At 66.1% G+C, this 19,576-nt stretch carries 18 protein-coding genes; 14 read left to right on the top strand and 4 right to left on the bottom strand.

The genetic code is table 11. The annotated features are described in order from the left end of the window. Nucleotides 1-421: 421 nt before the first annotated feature. The 3 genes from ACP5M5_RS10085 to ACP5M5_RS10075 are packed head-to-tail and all read right to left on the bottom strand — an operon-like array spanning nt 422 to nt 3,320. Nucleotides 422-1,309, bottom strand: a complete 888-nt coding sequence (locus ACP5M5_RS10085) for a Kdo hydroxylase family protein (RefSeq protein ID WP_427937045.1) — start codon at nt 1,307-1,309, stop codon at nt 422-424. A 34-nt stretch (nt 1,310-1,343) separates the two neighbouring features. Then, nucleotides 1,344-2,012 carry a tyrosine-protein phosphatase gene (locus ACP5M5_RS10080; protein ID WP_427937043.1) on the bottom strand — a complete coding sequence of 223 codons (669 nt, stop codon included), beginning with the start codon at nt 2,010-2,012 and terminating at the stop codon, nt 1,344-1,346. A gap of 12 nt (nt 2,013-2,024) precedes the next feature. Beyond that, entirely contained in the window at nt 2,025-3,320 is a 1,296-nt protein-coding gene (locus ACP5M5_RS10075) for a hemolysin family protein (RefSeq protein ID WP_427937041.1), read from the bottom strand. Between the two features lie 213 nt (nt 3,321-3,533). On the opposite strand from ACP5M5_RS10075, the gene ACP5M5_RS10070 reads away from it, so the two are divergent. Genes ACP5M5_RS10070 through ACP5M5_RS10030 form a run of 9 tightly spaced genes read left to right on the top strand, consistent with a single transcriptional unit; the run spans nt 3,534 to nt 12,523 of the window. Continuing rightward, entirely contained in the window at nt 3,534-5,654 is a 2,121-nt protein-coding gene (locus ACP5M5_RS10070) for an acetate--CoA ligase family protein (protein WP_427937039.1), read from the top strand. A gap of 1 nt (nt 5,655) precedes the next feature. Next, nucleotides 5,656-6,513, top strand: a complete 858-nt coding sequence (locus ACP5M5_RS10065; protein ID WP_427937037.1) for a MaoC/PaaZ C-terminal domain-containing protein — start codon at nt 5,656-5,658, stop codon at nt 6,511-6,513. Continuing rightward, entirely contained in the window at nt 6,510-7,190 is a 681-nt protein-coding gene (locus ACP5M5_RS10060; RefSeq protein ID WP_427937035.1) for a 3-oxoacid CoA-transferase subunit A, read from the top strand. Before ACP5M5_RS10065 ends, ACP5M5_RS10060 begins: the two co-directional genes overlap by 4 nt. Before the next feature lie 26 nt (nt 7,191-7,216). Then, nucleotides 7,217-7,882 (top strand): 3-oxoacid CoA-transferase subunit B, encoded by a 666-nt coding sequence (locus tag ACP5M5_RS10055; RefSeq protein WP_427937033.1) that lies wholly within the window; start codon nt 7,217-7,219, stop codon nt 7,880-7,882. Nucleotides 7,883-7,895: 13 nt separating this feature from the next. Further along, entirely contained in the window at nt 7,896-8,954 is a 1,059-nt protein-coding gene (locus ACP5M5_RS10050; RefSeq protein ID WP_427937031.1) for an acyl-CoA dehydrogenase family protein, read from the top strand. A 5-nt stretch (nt 8,955-8,959) separates the two neighbouring features. Continuing rightward, the gene (locus ACP5M5_RS10045; protein WP_427937029.1) at nt 8,960-10,120 is read left to right on the top strand and encodes an acyl-CoA dehydrogenase family protein; all 1,161 of its coding nucleotides are present in this window, start codon (nt 8,960-8,962) and stop codon (nt 10,118-10,120) included. 18 nt (nt 10,121-10,138) lie between these two features. Next, nucleotides 10,139-11,086, top strand: a complete 948-nt coding sequence (locus ACP5M5_RS10040; RefSeq protein ID WP_427937027.1) for a DMT family transporter — start codon at nt 10,139-10,141, stop codon at nt 11,084-11,086. Beyond that, the gene (locus tag ACP5M5_RS10035; RefSeq protein WP_427937025.1) at nt 11,079-11,576 is read left to right on the top strand and encodes an L-2-amino-thiazoline-4-carboxylic acid hydrolase; all 498 of its coding nucleotides are present in this window, start codon (nt 11,079-11,081) and stop codon (nt 11,574-11,576) included. The genes ACP5M5_RS10040 and ACP5M5_RS10035 overlap by 8 nt, the downstream gene beginning before the upstream one ends. An 8-nt stretch (nt 11,577-11,584) precedes the next feature. Then, the gene (locus ACP5M5_RS10030; RefSeq protein WP_427937023.1) at nt 11,585-12,523 is read left to right on the top strand and encodes a purple acid phosphatase family protein; all 939 of its coding nucleotides are present in this window, start codon (nt 11,585-11,587) and stop codon (nt 12,521-12,523) included. 13 nt (nt 12,524-12,536) lie between these two features. On the opposite strand, the gene ACP5M5_RS10025 is transcribed toward ACP5M5_RS10030, so the two are convergent. Beyond that, complete coding sequence (locus ACP5M5_RS10025) at nt 12,537-13,553, bottom strand: sugar-binding transcriptional regulator (protein ID WP_427937021.1); 1,017 nt, start codon at nt 13,551-13,553, stop codon at nt 12,537-12,539. A 121-nt stretch (nt 13,554-13,674) separates the two neighbouring features. Between ACP5M5_RS10025 and ACP5M5_RS10020 the strand changes: the two genes are divergently transcribed. The 5 genes from ACP5M5_RS10020 (at nt 13,675) to ACP5M5_RS10000 (ending at nt 19,576) form a co-directional block, all read left to right on the top strand. Beyond that, a complete protein-coding gene (locus tag ACP5M5_RS10020) occupies nt 13,675-14,697 on the top strand; it encodes a thiamine pyrophosphate-dependent dehydrogenase E1 component subunit alpha (RefSeq protein WP_427937019.1) in 1,023 nt (340 codons plus the stop codon). Then, complete coding sequence (locus ACP5M5_RS10015) at nt 14,697-15,692, top strand: alpha-ketoacid dehydrogenase subunit beta (RefSeq protein ID WP_427937017.1); 996 nt, start codon at nt 14,697-14,699, stop codon at nt 15,690-15,692. The genes ACP5M5_RS10020 and ACP5M5_RS10015 overlap by 1 nt, the downstream gene beginning before the upstream one ends. Next, nucleotides 15,689-16,906: an acetoin dehydrogenase dihydrolipoyllysine-residue acetyltransferase subunit gene (locus ACP5M5_RS10010; RefSeq protein WP_427937015.1), complete on the top strand. Its 1,218-nt coding sequence runs from the start codon at nt 15,689-15,691 to the stop codon at nt 16,904-16,906. Before ACP5M5_RS10015 ends, ACP5M5_RS10010 begins: the two co-directional genes overlap by 4 nt. 49 nt (nt 16,907-16,955) lie before the next feature. Then, nucleotides 16,956-18,062, top strand: coding sequence for a sugar ABC transporter substrate-binding protein (locus ACP5M5_RS10005; RefSeq protein ID WP_427937013.1), 1,107 nt, complete (start codon nt 16,956-16,958; stop codon nt 18,060-18,062). Nucleotides 18,063-18,130: 68 nt separating this feature from the next. Beyond that, complete coding sequence (locus ACP5M5_RS10000; RefSeq protein ID WP_427937011.1) at nt 18,131-19,576, top strand: sugar ABC transporter ATP-binding protein; 1,446 nt, start codon at nt 18,131-18,133, stop codon at nt 19,574-19,576.

Genomic DNA, 19,576 nt, shown 5'->3' with positions numbered 1-19,576 from the left:
TGAAGGTGGCAAGCCCTTCACTTCGGACCACTCGGGAGTGACTGCACAGACTTGGCCGACCCGCCCGATGCGAGCAACCCTCGCTGCATGCGCAGTATGGGACAAGAAACCTTCATCAGCACGGACATACAGTCATGCCTGACATGGCTACAGACAAGCGCCAACTTGTGCAGTGGTCCACCGCACAAGTCGCTCCCAGGGCATCGGATGGCCAACATGGTCATTGAGAGCCAGGCTGGTTGGGATACCGTGGCGCGAGCCGAAAAGGGCAAGCGTGTGTTCCGTTTGGCACCCCATCGTGATCGAGAATGACGAACCGAAGGCATGCGCGGTTCCTTGTACGCGCCGGCCGCCGCTGACGGGAAGAATCACAGCATCGCGGGCGACGGCGCGCCATAAAATCAATTACTTAGAGCCATCGTTACACCAGTTCCCGGCCGGCGAGCCGTTCCAGCACCCGGAGGGGGCTGCGTTCGGGGTGAAGCAAGCGATCGTTGGGGAGATGAAAAGTTTGTTCCAAGGCGAAGCGGCCGGACATCGCGGCGTGCAGTACCTGATCGGTATAGACGATCCAGGTCGAGCCCGGCGGGAAGGCGAGTTTTACCCGCGGCGCCTCGCGCTGATAGGTGTGGTCGAGCTTACCCTGATCGTGTAGGCCGAGCATCAGAAAATCATAGGGACTCCGCCGCCCTTTGGTGAGGCCGATGCGCTCCATGAACCAGGCGGCGCCAGGCAGCGGGTGGCGGAGACGCGGGAGGAATTTCTTGGCGAAATCCGCGAACGGCTCGCCCACCTCCCAGTGCCGCAGCGTGTCGCCGGGCGCGATATTGGAGAACACGCGGAGGATACGCTTGCCGCGCATCGGCCGGCTCGGGAAGGCATCGACATGGAGCCGGCGATCATCGTGGCGGGGCGAGGTCGGGCGGCCGGCGATCTCGACGGGGCGGAAGCTGGTGCGGGCGCGCTCGAGACCGATGTCATAGGCGGGGATGAGGCCGACCAGCAATGAACGGGCCTGGCGGCCGAAGCGATCCAACATCGCCGCGAGCTTCTTTTCCTCGACGCCGGCGAGCGTGGTCGCCCCGATCTGGCCGGTGAGTGGGTCGAAACTCACATTCTTGCGGCTGTGATCGGACACTTTATCGTCGAGAAAGCCAGCCTCCTCGGGGCGCAAACGAAAGGCGAGATCGGGGAAAAACAGGACTTTGCCGGCCTCGAGCGCATCGCCGGCGCGCGCGATCGTGTCCGGCGCGAAAGGGCCCTCCCAGGTGAGGCCACGAAATTCCTCGACCACGTCGATTGCCTGCATCATCCGTCTCCCTAAGACGATTTCTCCATCCGTATCATTCGCGCCGCAACACCCGATCGACGAGAAAGCTCGCCAAGCCATGGGCGGCGAACTCCCGCCGCAGCGCCATTTCGTCATACGCGTCTCGCACCCAGTCGGGAAAGGTGAGCCTGCCCTCCCCCTCGCGCGCGTAGGACAGCAGCAAAGCATCGAGAATACCGACGCGGGAAGTCCGGAAGTGTCCGTAGCGCCAGGAAAGCGCCGCCATCGCCCGTGCGACTGACGCGCCGTTCAAAATCAGGAACACGGCGGCGGCGAAGCCGGCGCGATCGGCGCCGGATTTGCAGTGGATCAGCGCCGGTTCGGCCATGGTTTGCAAGGTTTCGATTAGGCCGAGAAGATCGGCGCGCCCCGGCGTGCGGCTGGCGATCGGCGCATCGATGAAGCGCAGGCCGAGCCGCGCCGCCGCCTCGCGCGAGAGGGCGTCCGAGCCATTGCCGCAGGGGCCGCGGAGATTGATCACGGTGCGCAGATGCCAGCGTCGCGCCATGGCGCGCAGGCGCGCCGGAGTCGGATGGTTGGAGCGGTAAAGCCGCCCCGGCACCACCACGTCGGCATTGCTCCACACCAGCCGGAACACCGCGTGATCGGTGAGCAAGCTGTCGAGCCAGGCCCGCCGCCGTCCGCCGGGCGCGGCGAGGTCACCGCGAAAGAACGTGTCCATGCCAGACCTCGTTCATGTCCCGCTCACCGGATCGCGCCCGACCCGCACCCGCTCGACGCGCCGCCCATCCATCGCCAATACCTCGAACCGCCAGCCGCCGAAGACAATGCGGTCGCCCGCTTGCGGCACCCGGCGAAGCAGGGCGAGGATCAGCCCGGCGAGCGTATGATAGCTGCCTTCCGCCGGCAATGCCGGGAGGTCGAGCTGCGATTTCAGCTCATCGACCGGCATCAAGCCGTCCAGAACCCGCTCGGTCTCGGGCTGGTTGGGCTGCGCCGGCTCCGGCGGCGGTTCGTTGAGGTCGCCGACGATCGCCTCCAGAAGATCGGTCGCGGTCACCAGCCCCTCGAAGCTGCCATATTCGTCCATCACCACGGCGATGCCGAGCGGGTCGGATTTAAGCCGCGCCAGGGCATCGAGGGCGGAGACGCGGTCGGGGATCACCATGGGCTGGCGCAGGCTCGCGGCGAGTGAAAATTCGCCACCATCGAGCAAGCGGTCGAGAATGTCCTTGGTTTGGACGATACCGACGACATTATCCACCGCGCCATCGCAGACCACGAAGCGCGAATGCGGCGAGGCTTTGAGGGTCGCGATGATGTCGCGGCGGGGATCGGTGCGGTCGATCCAGGTGATTTCGGTGCGTGGCGTCATGATCGCGCGGACCGGCTTGTCAGCAAGGCGCAGCAGGCGCTCGATCATGTCACGCTCCTCGGTCTCGAGGACGCCGGCCTTGGTGCCTTCGAGCAGAAAGGCACGCAATTCCTCCTCCGTCACCTCGGGGCCGCGTTTCTGGGTCTGGCCCAGGAGCCGCAGCACCAGGGCCGAAGAGCGGCCGAGCAGCCATACCACCGGAGCGCCGATGCGCGCGAGCATGGCGACCGGTCGGGCGACAAGCACCGCCGTTCGCTCCGGCCAGCGCAGCGCCAGCTGCTTTGGCACCAACTCGCCGAACACCAAAGTGAAATAGGTGATCGCAACCACCACCACGATATAGGCGAGACTGCTCGCCCAGGCGCCGATCACCGGCAGCGGCGCGAGCCACAGCGCCAGGCGCGTCGCCAGCCGGGCGCCGCCGACGACGCCGGCGACAATCCCGATCAAGGTCATCCCGATCTGAATCGTCGGCAGGAAATGCTGCGGGTCTTCCGCCAAGACGCGGGCGAGGGCGGCGCGCGGCTCACCCTTGCGTTCCAGCACCGCAAGGCGGGCGCGGCGCGCCGAAACGAGGGCGAGTTCGGAGAGCGCAAACAGGCCGTTGAGCCCGATCAGCAACAGAATGACGATGATTTCGATGGCCGCGCGCATGCTGCTCCGGTGATGCGCGATCGCTTCCGCGCCGTCAAATAGGCGCATCGCGCGCGCGACCATGGCAGAGCACCCGCCGCGGGTTGATGGTGCGCAACAGCTGCGCCATGATTGGCCGGCAAGAGGCGGGAGGAAGCAGCGCGTGAACACGTGTCGCGTTATGGCGGGTCGATCGGTGGCGGGGGGCGAGACCGGTAGGCGGCATTGCCGGACATGAGCGCTGCCGAGATGCGGCGTTTCGCCTCCCTGACCCCATTGCTCGCGCCGCGTTCGGTCGCGGTGATCGGCGCGTCCGACGACCCGACCCGGATCGGCGGCCGGCCGATCGCCTATATGTTGCAACAGCGTTTTTCCGGCCGGCTGATGCCGGTGAACCCGAAACGCGAGACGGTGCAAGGGCTTCCCTGTTTTCCGAGCATCGCCGACCTGCCCGAGACGCCGGATGTTGCGATCGTCGCGGTGCCGGCGGCGCTCGCTGTCGAAACCGTTGCCGCGCTCGCCGCGCGCGGGGTCAGGGGCGCGATCGTCTTGACCGCGGGTTTCGCCGAGATGGATGCCGCCGGGGCAGCGGCGCAGGCGGAAATGGTAGCGCGCGCACGGGCCTCTGGCATGCGGCTCCTCGGCCCCAATTGTCTCGGCCTTTTCAACGCGCGGCTCGGCTATTACCCGACATTCACCGCGTCCCTCGAGACCGGGTTTCCGCTGCCCGGGCGGATCGGTGTTGCGAGCCAATCTGGCGCCTATGGCACCCATCTTTTCGCCATCGCGCGCGGCCGCGGCCTCGGCACGCCGCTCTGCATCACCACCGGCAATGAGAGCGATGTCACCGTCGGCGAGGTCATCGGCTGGCTCGCGGAAGATCCCGAGACCGACGTCATCGCCGCTTACGCCGAGGGCATTCGCGAGGCGGAAAGTTTTCTCGCGGCCCTCGCGGCGGCGCGCGCCGCCAAAAAGCCGGTGGTGCTGATGAAGGTCGGGCGCAGCGCGCTCGGCCAGGCGGCGGCGCAATCCCATACTGCCTCGATCGCCGGCGATGACGCTGTAACCGATGCCGTGCTCGCCGAATTCGGTGTGGTGCGCGCCGCGACCACCGAGCAGATGCTGGATATCGCCTATGCCGCGACCAAGCGCATCTATCCCGCGCGCAACAGCCTCGGGGTGATCACGGTGAGCGGCGGCGCCGGGGTTTTGATCAGCGACGCCGCGGAGGCGCTCGGCCTCCCCATGCCCGAGATGCCGGCGCCGGCGCAGGCGGCCTTGCGCGCGCTGGTGCCGTTTGCGGCGCCGCGCAACCCGGTCGATTGCACAGCGCAGGTGCTGAACGATCTTTCGCTGGTCAGGCGTTTCGCCGAAAGCATGGTTGCCGATGGCGGCTATGCCTCGGTGCTCGCGTTCTTCTCGCAAACCGGCGGCGCCGCCTCCATCGCGCCGAAACTACGCGCCGAACTCAACGCGGTGCGCCGCGCCCATCCCGAGCGCCTCTTCGTGCTTTCGGTGGTCGCTGACCAGGCGCGTGTGCGCGCCTATGAGGAAGACGGGTTTCTGGTGTTCGAGGATCCCTCCCGCGCGGTCGCGGCGATTGCGGCGATGGGGCGTTTCGGCGCCGCCTTCGCCGCCCCGCCGGCGCCGCCGCCGGCGCCCTTGCCGAAGGTGGCGCTGCCGGCCGCAACCCCGAGCGAGGCCGAGGCCAAACGGCTGCTCGCGGAAGCCGGGATCGCCTGTGTTCCCGAACAGGCCGCGGCAACCGCCGAGGAGGCGATCGCGGCGGCCGCGGCGCTCGGCTATCCGGTGGTGATGAAGATTCTCTCCCCGGATATTTTGCATAAATCTGAAATCGGCGGGGTGCTGCTTGGTCTCGGCGATGCCGATGCGGTGCGGTCCGGGTTTTCGACCTTGATCGCGCGCGCGAAAGCAGCGCGGCCGGAGGCGCGGATCGAGGGGGTCCTGGTCGCAAAAGCAATGACGGGCGGGGTCGAATGCCTGCTCGGCGTCCATCGCGACCCCGTGTTCGGCCCGATCGCGGCGTTCGGTTTGGGCGGAATTTTCGTCGAGGTGCTGCGCGATGTCGTTTTCCGCCGCTGCCCGTTTGGCGTCGAGGTCGCGGAAGCGATGATCCGCTCGGTCCGCGCCGCCCCTCTCTTGCTTGGCGCGCGCGGCCGGCCGGCGGCCGATATTCCGGCGCTGGCGCGGATGCTGTCGACGCTTTCTCGATTCGCCGCCGAAGCCGAGGCCGATCCTCGCGGCCGGCGGCTCCGCGCAATCGACCTCAACCCGGTTTTTGCCTTGCCCGAAGGCGCCTTTGCCGCCGACGCGGTGATCGAGATGGGAGAGTGACATGGCCATCGATCCAGAAAAATTGCTGAATTACCCCATTCCCGAGGTGCGCCAGCAGGTCACCCAGCGGGATACGATTTTTTATGCGCTTTCGATCGGGCTCGGACAGGATCCGATGGATCGGCGCCAGCTTGATTTCCTCGACCACCATCGCGGGCTCAAAGCTTTTCCGTCCATCGCCGTGGTGCTCGGCCATCCCGGCTTTTGGGCGGCGCGGCCGGATACCGGGATCGATGCGGTTCGCGTCGTGCATGGCGAGCAGGGCATCGTCTGGCATAACCCGATCCCGGTCGACGGCGAGATCATCGGCCGCACCCGCATCACCGGCCTGATCGACAAGGGGGCGGGAAAGGGGGCGCTGATGTATAGCGAGAAGCAGGTGATCGAGGGGGCGAGCGGCAAACTGCTCGCAACCCTTACCAGCACCACGTTTCTGCGCGGCGATGGTGGTTTCGGCGGCCCATCAGGGCCGGTCAAGCCGGTTCATCCGGTGCCCGAGCGCGCGCCCTCGATCACCCTTGATCTCGCCACCCGCCCGGAGCAGGCGCTTTATTACCGTCTCAACGGCGATGACAACCCGCTGCACGCCGATCCCGATTTCGCCGCCCGCGCCGGCTTTCCCCGCCCGATTTTGCACGGGCTGTGCACGCTCGGCGTCGTCTGCCACGCGCTCCTCAAGACGCTATGCGATTACGATCCGGCCGGGCTCAAGGAGATGGATCTGCGCTTTTCCTCTCCAGTCTATCCGGGGGAGACCATCCGCACTGAGATCTGGCCGGAGGAAGGGGCGTTTCGCGCCCGCGTCGTTGAACGCGACGTGATCGTCGTCAATAATGGCCGGGTGGTGCGCGCGCGATGATTGACCGTATCGTCAAGACCATGGCAGACGCGATGGCGGGGATCGAAGATGGCGCGGTGGTGCTGCTCGGCGGCTTCGGCAGCGTCGGCCAGCCGCAAGCGCTGATCGACGGGCTGATCGAGCAGGGGGCGAAAGATCTCACGGTGGTCGCCAATAACGCCGGCAGCGGCGGCGAGGGCCTCGCCAAGCTGCTCGCGCTCGGGCGGGTACGGCGGATCGTTTGCTCCTATCCACGCAGCCCGAGTTCGACGGTGTTCGAGGATCTCTACAAGGCCGGCAAAATCGAGCTGGAGCTGGTGCCGCAAGGCACGCTCGCCGAGCGGATGCGCGCCGCTGGCGCCGGCGTCCAAGCTTTTTTTACTCCAACTTCCTATGGCACCAAGCTTGCCGCCGGCAAGGAAACGCGCGAGATCAATGGCCGCAACTGCGTCCTCGAATACGCGCTCGCCGGCGATGTCGCGCTGATCGAAGCGTGGCAGGCCGACCGCTGGGGCAATCTCACCTATCGCCGCTCGGGGCGGAATTTCAACCCGGTAATGGCGACGGCGGCGAAGCTCACCATCGCTCAGGCGCAGCACATCGTCGATCTCGGCGCGCTCGACCCGGAAGCGGTGGTGACGCCGGGAATTTTCGTCGACCGCGTGATCCATGTGCCCTATGGCGATCCGCCGATTTGAGGGCGGCACGAGGGAAGGAGAGAAGAATGGCCGATAGCAACAGCGCCGCGTTCACCCCGCTCGACCGCGTTGGCATGGCCGCGCGGCTCGCGCGCGACGTGCCGGAGGGCTGGTATGTCAATCTCGGGATCGGTATCCCGACCTTGGTTGCTGATCATGTGCCGCTCGATCGCGAGGTGATTTTCCACTCCGAGAACGGCGTCCTCGGGATGGGGCCGGCGCCGGCGGCGGACCACGTCGATCCTTGGCTGATCAATGCCGGGAAGCAATTGGTGACGCTGCGCCCCGGCGGCTGCTTCGTCCACCATGCTGACAGTTTCGCGATGATTCGCGGCGGCCATCTCGATCTCTGCGTGCTCGGCGCCTATCAGGTGGCGGCGAACGGCGATATCGCGAATTGGGCGACGAGCGAGAACGACACCGCGCCGGCGGTCGGCGGCGCGATGGATCTCGCGGTCGGAGCGAAACGATTATGGGTGTTGATGGAGCATCAGACGAAAGACGGGCGGCCGCGCCTCGTGAATGCGCTCAGCTATCCACCGACGGCGCTCGGCGCGGTCAAGCGGGTCTATACCAATCTCGCGGTGCTCGATGTCGAGGCGCGCGGCTTCGTCGTCCGCGATATCGTGCCTGGGCTTTCCTTCGCCGAGTTGCAGGCGCGGAGCGAAGCCAAGCTTCATCTCCCTTCATGAGCGGGCCCCCTTCATGAGCGGAAACGACGCAACCGCCGAAAGCGTGCGCATGATCCAAGACAGCGCCGGCGCGATCGCCCCGCGCGGCGGCGATTTCCGTCGCATCCGCGCGCTTCGCTTCTCCCCGCTTGGCTTCGATCGCGCGGTTTGGAGTGAAATTTGCGCGATGGGCTGGGTTGGTCTTTTGCTTCCCGAAGACCAAGGCGGCGCCGGGCTCGGGATGGCGGAATATTGCGCGCTCGCCGAGGCACTGGGCGCGGGGCTGGTGCCAGAGCCGTTGATCCCGGCGGTGCTTGCCGCGGGGTTTCTGCCCGACCCCTGGCGCGCCGATCAGCTCGCCGGCAAGCGCCTGGTGCTGCCGGCCTGGCAGGAGGCGCCAGGCGCACTGCTCGCGCCGTTTTCGACCAGTCTTGCCGATGGCGCGCTCTCCGGGCGCAAGATCTTCGTGCCGATGGCGAACGCCGCCGACGCTTTCCTGGTCGCCACCAATACCGGGCTCGCGCTGGTTCCGGCCGATGGCGAGGGGGTCTCACTGGTGACCGCGCCGACCCAGGATGGCGGGCATTTCGGCACCCTGACGTTCGAGGATAGCCCGGCGATCGCGCTCGCCGGTGATTTCGCCTCTGCCCTCGAGGCGGCGGCTTTGGCGACCAGCGCCTATCTCCTCGGCGTGATGGATCGGGTGTTTGCGCTCACCCTCGATTATCTCCGCACGCGCGAGCAATTCGGCCGTAAGATCGGCAGCTTTCAGGCTTTGCAGCACCGCGCCGCCGATCTCAAAATCCTGCTTGAGCTGACCCGTGCCTCGGTCGCTTCAGCGGCGGCGGTGTGTGACAGCCATGACGATAACGCCGCGCGCGCCTGCGCGGTGTCACGGGCGAAGGCGCGTGCAACCGACGCCGCGCTGCGGATGACCCGCGAGGCGATCCAACTCCATGGCGGCATCGCCTATACCGATGAGTTCGATATCGGCCTCTTTCTGCGCAAAGCGATGGTGGTCGCCGGGCAATTCGGCACCAGCGCCTGGCACCGCGCGCGTTACGCCGCGCTCGCGCCCGAAGATGAGGAGTAACGCGCATGCAGCCTTCTCCCGCCGAAGATCTCAATGCCCTCGACGACGAGGCTTTCCGCCATGTCGTGCGGCGCTGGGTTGCAGAAAATTATCCGCCCGAGATCCGCAATCCGCCCAAGCGCCTTCATTGGCGCGAAAACAAGGTCTGGTATTTGAAACTCGCCGAGAAGGGCTGGCTCGCGCCGGGCTGGCCGCGCGAGTATGGCGGCATGGGGCTCTCGGCCGGAAAGCAGCTCATCATGATCGAGGAGTTCGAGCGTTTCGGCTGCGCGCGCACCAATGATCACGGCGTGGTCATGGTCGGCCCGCTCCTCATCCGCTATGGTAGCGAGGCGCAAAAACGCAGCTTTCTTCCCAAAATCCTGAGCGGCGAGCATATCTGGTGCCAGGGCTATAGCGAGCCCAATGCCGGCTCCGATCTCGCCGCCTTACGCACCGAAGCGGTTTTGGACGGCGATCATTGGGTAATCAACGGCCAAAAGACCTGGACCACGCTCGCGACCGACGCCAACTGGATTTTTCTCCTCGCCCGCACCGACAAAGCCGCGAAGAAGCAAGAAGGGATCAGCTTTTTTCTGGTGCCGATGGATGCGCCGGGCGTCACCGTCCGGCCGATCATCAATCTCGAACTGCATGACGAGTTTTGTGAGACGTTTTTCGACAATGTCCGGGTACCGAAGGAAAATCTGGTCGGCGAGGTGAACAAAGGCTGGACGATGGCCAAGGCGCTGCTCGGCTTTGAGCGCATTTTCCTCGGCTCGCCCCGGCAATCGGCCTATGCCTTGATTCGCTTGAAGCGCCTTGCCGAGCATGTCGGCTGCGCCGATGATCCGCTGTTCCGAGATCGCTACACTCGGCTTCGCCTCGATCTCGCCGATCATCGCGCGCTCTATGAAACGCATGTCGTGAAGCTCAGGCGCGGCGAGGCGCTGGGCGCCGATGTCTCGATGCTGAAAGTCCACCAGAGCGAATTGTTCCAGCGCATCACCGATGCCATGATGGAGATCGCCGGCGAGGAGGGCGGGCTTCTCGAGCCCATCGAGGGAAATCGTGATCTTCACCCCGCCGGGCTTTTCATCCAGGCGCGCCCGACCAGCATCTATGGCGGCACCAACGAAATCCAGCGCAATATCCTCGCCAAGAACGTGCTCGATCTGCCGGGCTGACATGAGCGCCGCTTCGGCATGAACCCCCGTCTCGACGGGCGAGCGATAGCCGTGATGACGCTGCTCTGCCTCATCTGGGGCGGCCAGCAGGTCTTGGTCAAGCTCGCCATCGCCGATGGGCTGCCGCCGGCGTTACAGGCTGGGCTCCGTTCGCTGTTCTCGACCCTGCTGCTGCTTCTTTGGATCGGCTGGCGGGAGGGCGCGGGCGGATTCTGGCGGCTTTGTCGCCGCGATCACACGCTGGTCCCTGGTGTCATCATGGCGCTTTTGTTCGGTGGCGAGTTCCTCTTGCTTTATGCCGGCCTCACCCGCACCACTGCCTCGCGCGCGGTCTTGTTTCTCTATACCGCGCCGTTTTTCGTCGCCCTCGGCGTGCATTTTCTCGTGCCAGGGGAACAGCTCGCCGCGCGGCAAGTTGTTGGGCTGGTACTCGCATTCGCGGGTGTGGCCATCGCTTTCGCCGATGGTCTGCGTCATGCCGGCGCCGGTGGCTCGGTGCTTGGCGATCTCATGGTGACGCTGGCGGCGATGACGTGGGCGGCGGTGACGGTGATGGTGAAGGCGGTGAAGGGGCTGCAGCGGATCTCGGCCGCGAAGGTTTTATTGTATCAGCTCGCCGGCTCGATTCCGATCCTGCTTGGCGCGGCGCTGCTCAAAGGGGAAGGGGGCGCGATTTTTCATGCCGGGCCGATCGCTTACGCCTCGCTCGCCTATCAATCGGTGATCGTCGCCTTCGCAAGCTATCTCGCCTGGTTCTGGCTGATCGGGCTTTATCCGGCGGGCCGTCTTGCCGCATTCTCGTTTCTCACGCCACTCTTTGGCATGCTTGCCGGGATCGTGGTTTTGCATGAGCCGGCATCGGTTTTTCTCGCGCTTGCCTTGATGGCGGTGGCGGCGGGACTTTATCTCGTCAACGCCAGCCCGCGCCCGGCGGCGCGCGCTTCGGGGAGTTATGCCGATGGCTGAGATGTCCATTCTGGCGCGACGGCGGATCGAGGCGATCTTCGCCAAGGGCGTGTTCGCTGAAATGGCGCGTGAATTTGGGGAAGCGGCGGCAAAGCGCGTTCTCGCGCGCGCCGTCATCGCGATGGCCAAGGACGCAGCGCGCGAGTTCGCCGAAGCCGCACCGGCGGGGGCCGACCTCGCCCATTTCCGCGCGATCCAGTCGCTCTGGCGCGCCGAGGATGCGCTCGCCATCGAGGAACTTCCCGCCAAGGCCGACGAATTTCATTTTAATGTCACGCAATGCCGTTATGCCGAGATGTATAAAGATCTCGGCCTTGGTGACCTTGGCGGCATTCTCTCCTGCCAGCGTGACGCAGCGTTTTGCGAAGGCTATCATCCGGCGCTTGCGCTCACGCGAACGCAAACCCTCATGGAGGGGGCCTCGCATTGCGATTTCCGCTATCGCTGGGTGGGAGGGGCTGCGCCGTCACAGGGCGAGTCTGGAGAATGAGATCATCGATGAACCTGAGCTCTAAGCCGCTGTCTCGCCGGCAAGTTCTGCTCGGCGCGCTTCCCGCCGGCCTCGCGCTCACCGTTCCGGCGCGAGCCGCGGCGCCAGCTTTGCCCTTCGTCGTCATCGGCGATTGGGGGCGACGTGGCGCCGATCACCAGGCGGAGGTCGGGCGTCAGATGGGCGAGACGGCAGCATCGATCGCGAGCCGCTTCGTGGTTTCGGTTGGCGATAATTTTTATGAAAACGGGGTACAAAGCCTCGACGATACCCATTGGCGGCAATCCTTCGAGGGGATCTATACCGCGCCGGCGCTGCAAACCCCCTGGTATGTCATTCTCGGCAACCATGATTATCGCGGTGAAATCGCACCACAACTCGCCTATCACAGCAAGAGCCCGCGCTGGCGGATGCCGGCGCGCTATTTCTCACGCACCGAGACCCTGGCTGATGGGAGTGCGGCGGATTTCTTCTTTATCGATACCAGCCCGTTCATTCGCGCCTATCGCGGCAGCGCAGTCCGGATCGACGACCAAGACCCGGCGGCCCAGCTTGCCTGGCTCGATCAGGCGCTCGGTGCGTCCACCGCGCCGTGGAAGATCGTCATCGGCCATCACCCGCTTTATACCGCGCTCGGCGGCGCGCATCACGACCAGCCGGATTTGATCGCGCCGCTCGCGCCGCTGCTGCGGCGGCATCGCGTGCCGGTTTACATCAATGGGCACGATCATTCGATGCAATATGTCGAGATGGATGGTATCGCCTATGTCACCACCGGCGCCGGCTCGGAAACCTATGAGACCGGCCCCGCCAATCGCCCCGGCTTTGCTGCCGGCGCGCATGGTTTCCTGCGCGCCGCGCTGCGTCCCGAGGTGTTGGAGATCGCTTTCGTCACCGAAACCGGCGCGATCCCTTTTTCGCGCGTGATCCCGCGTACGCCGCGATGAACGACGGGCACCGCTAGGCGTCGCGCGCGAGCAGGCTGGCCGCGTCGCCATCGATGACGAGACCTCGTGCCACGCCGGTGCGCAAAAGGGCTGCTACTGCGGCAATTTTTTCGATCCCGGCGCCGAGCAGCACGACATCGCGCCCGATCAAGCGCTGAAAATCGACCGCCAACGCACGGCGTGACAGCGGGTGATCTATTCTTCGCCCCTGCGCGTCAAAGAATAACCCGAGCGTGTCGCAAACGGCGCCGAGGCGGCGCAGTTCCGCCAAGTCATCGGCGCTGATCATGCCCCGCTGGCGCAAGAGAGAGGTTTCGCTAAGCTCGCCGACGCTGATCAGGTAGAGATCGGCATTGTGCGCCATAGCGAGCGCAGCCGCGACACTGCGCTGCGACAGCAAAACCGCCCGGTCGTCGATGCTGTCGGCGATGAAGGGAATGGGGAGAAAATGCCCTACGCCGCTGGTGCGGGCGGCAAAGGCCTGCACCACCTCGAAGGTGTTCGAGGCGGAATTATGAGACAGCGATCCCATCAAGGACACGAACCGCGCCTCGGGATTGCGCACGCCCGTCAGATGCAGGGCCACTTGCTCCAGGGTCCGCCCCCAACTCACCCCGACGGTAAGCCGCCCTTGCGCCAGCCGGCCGCGCAGGAGCGAGGCCGCTGCCGAGCCGACGGCGCGGCGCGCAATCACGCCCTGGGCTGCGGCGATCGCTGCGTTTGCGGTTTCCGAAAGCCCTGTCGGTATGGTCGCAAAACAAAAGTCGAGACCGAACCGCGCCGTGATCATGCGCTCGATTTCGAGATCGTGCACCGCGTCATGATGGATGGTGACGCTCACCAGCCCGCGTTCGCGTGCCTCAGCGAGCAGGCGGACGACGCGGGTGCGGTGAATTCCAAGCTGCGCCGCCACTTCCTCCTGGGTTTTGCCGACCAGGTGATAGAGCCAGGCGGCACGAACGATGAGAGCTTCGTCAGGCTCTTGGCCGAGATGGAGCGGCATCGGCCGCGAGAGGTCGGGCTGGCTCATAGGTAAGCCTTGACAAAAGTTGCGGCTGGTGACAAGTGTGCGTAGCAGCACATTTGTCGTTCAAAAAAACAATTGTGCGACGCACCGCGCGTGACCGCGCCGCAACGGAGGACGCCCCGGCATGACCCAGCGTGCCAATCTGCCGCTGTTTGATCTCTATCGCACGATGCGCCGCATCCGCTCGTTCGAGGAGCGTGTCGCCGAACTCTATGTGCGCGGGCTCTCGGCCGGCTCGATGCTGCATCTCTCGATCGGAGAGGAGGCGGCGGCGGCGGGTGTCTGCGCCGCGTTGCGGGCGGCTGACAGTTTCACGACGCATCATCGCGGCCATGGCATTTTTCTTGCCCGCGGCGCCGATCCCAAGCGCATGATGGCCGAGATCGCCGGCAAGGCGGAAGGCTATTGCGCCGGCAAGGGTGGGTCGATGCATATCGCCGACATGGCGCTCGGCCATCTCGGCGCCAACGCCATCGTCGGCGGCGGCATTCCGCATGTCGTCGGCGCTGGGCTGAGCTACAAGCATCTCGGCAAGGATGCCGTCTCGGTCGCGTTCTTTGGCGACGGGGCGATGCAGCAGGGCATTCTCTATGAAAGCATGAACATGGCGGCGCTGTGGGCGCTGCCGGTAATGTTCGTGTGCGTAAACAACCAATACGGCATGGGCACCCGGGTCGATCGCGCAACGCGGGTCACCGATTTCGCCGCCCGCGCAGCGGCGCTCGGCCTTCTCGCCGAAAGCGCCGACGGCGAGGATGTGACCGCCGTTTTCACCGCGGCGGAAACGCTGGTCGCCGAGGCCCGTGGCGGCCGTCCGGGGTTTCTCGTCGTCTCCTGCTTTCGCTTCTTCGGCCATGGCCGGATGGACAAAAGCCCCTATCGCAGCGCTGAGGAAGAAGCAGCCGGGCGCCAGCGCGACCCGGTGCGCCATGCGCGCGCAGCACTTCTTGCGCGTGGCGAGAGCGATGAGGCGGCGCTGGATGCGCTCGACCTCGCCATCGCGCGCGAGATGGATGATGCGATCGATTTTGCCGCCGCCGCCGCGCCACCGGCCTATGACGCGCTGTTTCGCGATGTTTTCGCCCCCGGCGAGCCGGCCCCGGAACCGTTGCGAACCCGGCTCGATCGCATTCTGGCAGGTGCCTGATGGATAGCGAGACGGTTGCCAGCGAGATCACCTATCGCGAGGCGCTGCGCCGCGCGCTCGACGAGTCGATGCGCGAAAACCCACGCGTCGTCGTCATCGGCGAGGAGGTCGGCCGTTATGGCGGCGCCTATGGCGTCACCAAGGATCTGATCGGCGAGTTCGGGGAAGGGAGACTGATCGACACCCCGATCAGCGAGCCGGCGATCGTCGGGGCCGCGATCGGCGCGGCGATGACCGGGCTGCGGCCGGTCGCGGAACTGATGTATGTCGATTTCCTCGGCCTGGTGATGGACCAGCTCGCCAATCAGGCCGCCAAGATTCGTTATATGTTTGGCGGCCAGATCGGCGTGCCGATGGTCCTTCGCACCCAAGGCGGAACCGGGCGTTCGGCCGGCGCGCAGCATTCGCAGAGCTTGGAGGGCTGGGTGATGCACACGCCCGGCCTGCGCCTTGCCATGCCGGCGACCGCCGCTGACGCCTATCATTTACTGCGCCACGCTCTGACGCTGCCCGATCCGGTCGTCTTCATCGAGCACAAGGCGCTCTACGCCCGCAAGGAGTTGGTCGATTTTGCCGCGCCCGTCCCGCCCTGGGGGCAGGCGGCGATCCGCCGTGCCGGCGATGATGTCAGCCTCGTCGCCTATTCGCGTATGGTGCATGTCGCGCTCGCGGCGGCAGAGCGCCTGGCCGAGCGCGGCATTACCGCCGAGGTGATCGATCTCCGCACCTTGAACCCGCTCGACATGGCAACGGTTGCCGCTTCGGTTGCCCGTACCGGGCGGGCGGTGGTGGTGAGCGAGGGGTATCTCACCGCCGGGGTTGCAGCCGAGCTTGCCGCGCGCATCAGCGAAGAATGCTTCGATTTCCTCGAGGATCCGGTGATCCGCATCGCCGGCGAGGATGTGCCGATCCCGGTTTCGCCGGCGCTAGAAGCGGCGGCGGTGCCGGACGCGGCGCTGATCGTCGAAACCGTTGCCCGGATGCTCGGCAAATGACGGCGCTGCTCACCCTGCCCCGGCTCGGCGAGACGATGGAGAGCGGGCGCATCGTCACTTGGGTGAAGCAGGCGGGCGAGATGTTTCGGCGCGGCGAGACCATCGTCGAAATCGAGAGCGACAAGACCGTGGTCGAATTGCCGGCGCTGGCTGACGGAACTCTGATCGAGGTGCTGGCGCCGGCCGGAGCGGAGGTCGTGGTCGGCGCGCCGCTTTGCCGCTACGAGACGATCGGCGCTGCCCCGGCCGATGACGGTGCGCCCGACGGCGTCTCCGCCGTGGTCGCCGAGACCACGCCGGCAGCCATCGCACCCGCCCCTTCGCCGCGGCTGACGACGGAGACTGGGCGTCGGCGCGCGACCCCGCTTGCCCGCCGTCTGGCGGCGCGCGAGGGGATCGATCTCGCAGCCCTCGCGGGCAGCGGCCGGCGCGGCCGCATCGAAGCGCGTGACGTGCGCGCCGCCATCACCGGCTCAGCGCCGGACGCGCTCGCGGTGCGACGCTGGCCGGCGCGTGGTGCGCTGCGCCGCACAGCGGTGCTGGTGCACGGTTTCGGTGGTGACGCGCAGACCTGGGCGGTCTTGGCGACACATCTCGCCCGCCAGGGATTTGCCGTTGCCGCCCCCGATCTTCCCGGCCACGGCGCGACCACCCTCACCGCTGACACGCTCGAGGCACTCGCTGAGCCGCTCGCGCCGCTGCTCGCGGCAGATGCGCCGGTGGAACTGGTCGGGCACTCGCTCGGCGGTGCCGTTGCGGCCCTGCTTTCACGTCGGCATCCAGAGCAGGTCGCGCGCCTCACGCTGCTTGCCCCTGTCGGGATCGGTGATGCGATCGACGCCGATTTCGTCTTCGGCCTCGCCGCGGTCCGGAGCGCCGGTGGGCTCGCCCATGTGCTGCGCCGCCTCTCGCCGCAGCCACCCGCGCTTTCGTCCGAGCAGCTCACCGCAATGGCCGAACGCCTGGCGGCGGGGCAGCTTGCCTCGCTCGCCGAGGCCACCGCCGGCGGCGGGCGCCAGCAGATCGACATTCTGCCGATGCTGGCGGCGCTGCCGATGCCGGTTCGCGTCGTCTGGGGCACTGCCGACGCCATCATTCCGTGGACGCAAGTGCAGAACCTGCCGCCCCGCATCGCGATCCACCTGATCGCCGGCGCCGGCCACATGCCGCAATGGGACGCGCCGCAGCCTATCGCCGCCTTGTTCGACGGCTGACACATCACCGCGCGGGATCAACCGCGAGGGTGTTTTGAGGAGGAGACTCATGGAGAAAGACCCACAAAATCCCGACGGCGCTTCGCGACGCGCCTTGCTGCAAGGGCTCGGCCTCGGTGCCGCCGCCTTGGCCGGTCCGCAACTCGCGCAATTCCTGCTCGGGAGCACGCCGGCGCGCGCCGCGGAGGGCAAGCCGGTGAAACTCGCCGTGGTCGCGCAGCAAATGGCGGCGCAATCCGACCAGCGCGCCTGGGCGGGGTTTCAGCAATGGCTCAAGACCACCGGCCTCGATAAAACCTGGCAGGTGACCCAGACCGACGCCAAAGGCGATCCTGGCGCGCTGGTCAGCCAGATCGAAGACGCGATCACCGCCAAATCCGACGCCATCATGGTATTGTTCGGGACATTGACCGCGGCCCACAGCGCGCTCGCCGATCTCGAGCGCAGCAAGATTCCGTTCTTTAGCCTCGATTCCGGCTGGCAAGCGCCGGCGCTCGCTGACATCACCAGCAATAACTGGGTAATGGGGGGCGCGTTTGGGCAATATATGGTCGAACGATTGCTTGCGGAGGGCAAGCAAAAGGCCAATATCTGTGCGATTATTGCCAATTTCCATCACGGCACGCGCAAACGCGGCAAGGTAATGAAAGCGATCCTTGGTGAAAATGAATGGATTAGCCTGAAAGCCGAGCGCGTTATTCAGTATCAGGGATTTTTCGAGACCACCCAGAACGCCGTCAACGACTGGCTGACACGCTATGGCGACGAGCTCGACGCGATCTGGTGCCCGTGGGACGAGCCGGCGATGGCCGCGGCCGAGGTCATTCAAGCGCACAAGCTCGAGCACAAGGTCTTCGTCGTCGGCTGCGACGGTCATCCGACGGCGTTGGAGCGGATGCGCAACCCCGACTATCCGCTGGTTGCGACCTGCGCGCAGGCCTTCGAGCTGTGGGGCGCCTATGGCGGCTGGATGGTGAACGAAATCGTCGGCAAGGGGCGTTCGGCAAAAGAGGTCGTGCCGGTGCCGACCGTCGATTTCCCGGCGCCGCTCCTGGTCAAGGACGTCAATATTCCGCCGGCCGGCAAGCCCACCTATGACGCGACCGATCTTTACTACATCTATCGCGACCGCGCTGTCGCCGGCATGAAGGGCTGAACGCGGCGATGAGACCACCTCGTCTCTCAGCGCGCGGGGTTCGCAAGAATTTTCAGGCGACGTGCGCGGTGGACGGGGTGGATCTCGATCTTCATGCCGGCGAGATCCTGGCGCTGGTCGGGGCCAACGGCGCCGGCAAATCGACGCTGGTGAAGATTCTCTGCGGCGCCATCACGGCCGATGAGGGGCGGATCGAGATCGACGGGCGGGTGGTCTCGTTTCGTGGCGTTGCCGACGCGCATGCCGCCGGTATCGCGGTCGCGCATCAGCACGTCGCGATCATTCCGTGCCTCGATGGGGCCGAGAATATCATGCTCGGCCGCGAGCCGCGCCGTTTCGGGCTGATCGACCAGGCCGCCCTGCGCCGCAAGGCGCAGGCGCTCGCCGATCGCGTCGGGGTTGCGATCGATCTGGCGCGGGAATGCGGCGCGCTTTCGCTCGGCGAGACCAAGATCCTCGATATCCTCAAGGCCGCGGCGCATGATCCGGCCGTCCTGATCCTCGATGAGCCGACGGCGTCGCTCTCGCTCGCCGAAAGCCGGCGGCTGTTTACTTTTCTTGATGAGCTGAAGGCGCGCGGCCTCGCCATTCTGTTCATTTCACATCATTTGAACGAGGTCTTCGCCCATTGCGATCGCGTCGCGGTGCTGAAGGACGGGCGGAAAGTGTTCGACGGTCCGGTTGCCGCAGCGACCCCGGCCGACGTGGTGCGCCTCATGGTTGGCCGCGCCATCGAGGACACCAAGAGGGAAAGCGATGGTGCGGCGGGTGATGGCGACCTCGCGCTCTCGCTACGGGGCGCGCGGATCGGGCGGCTCGCGATCCCAGCGCTCGATATTCGGCGGGGGGAGATCGTTGGCATCGCCGGTGTCCTCGGCGCAGGACAAACCGAGCTGCTCGAACGCCTCGCCGGTGTCCCGCATGCCGACTCCGTCGCCAGCGCTCGGCTCCTTGGCCTTGCGCGGCTTCCGCACAGTGTCGCAGAGGCAATTGCCGCCGGCATCTTTCTCGTTGCTGATAATCGCATTCGCAAAGCGCTGTTTCCTGGCCTCGACGTGCAGGAAAACCTCGCGAGCGGGGCGCTCGGCGCGCTGAGCCGCCATCTCTTCATGCAGCCGGAGGCGGAAGCCGGCGCCGCGCGGGACGTGATCGCCCGGCTCGGCATCAAATGCCATGGCCCGCGTCAGGACGTGATGACCCTCTCGGGCGGCAATCAGCAGAAGGTCGCCTTCGGCCGCTGGCTTTTGCGCATGGCGCGTGACCGGCATGCGGCGCCGCCGCTCCTCCTCCTCGACAACCCGACCGAGGGCGTCGATGTCGGTGCCAAGGCGGAAATCTACGCGCTGATCCGCGATCTTGCCCGCCAGGGTGCGGCGGTGCTGGTCGCTAGCGCCGAATTCGCCGAGTTGCTGGCACTGTGCCAGCGCGTCCATTGCATCGCCCATCACCAGCTCGGCGCCGCCCGCCCCTGCGCCGGGCTCACGGAAGACCGGCTTTTGCTGGAGGTTGCCTGA

Source organism: Acidibrevibacterium sp., assembly GCF_049965395.1.
GTDB lineage: Bacteria > Pseudomonadota > Alphaproteobacteria > Acetobacterales > Acetobacteraceae > Acidibrevibacterium > Acidibrevibacterium fodinaquatile.
Note: the sequence above shows the minus strand (reverse complement) of the source record. Positions and strands in the feature narration are given on the sequence as shown.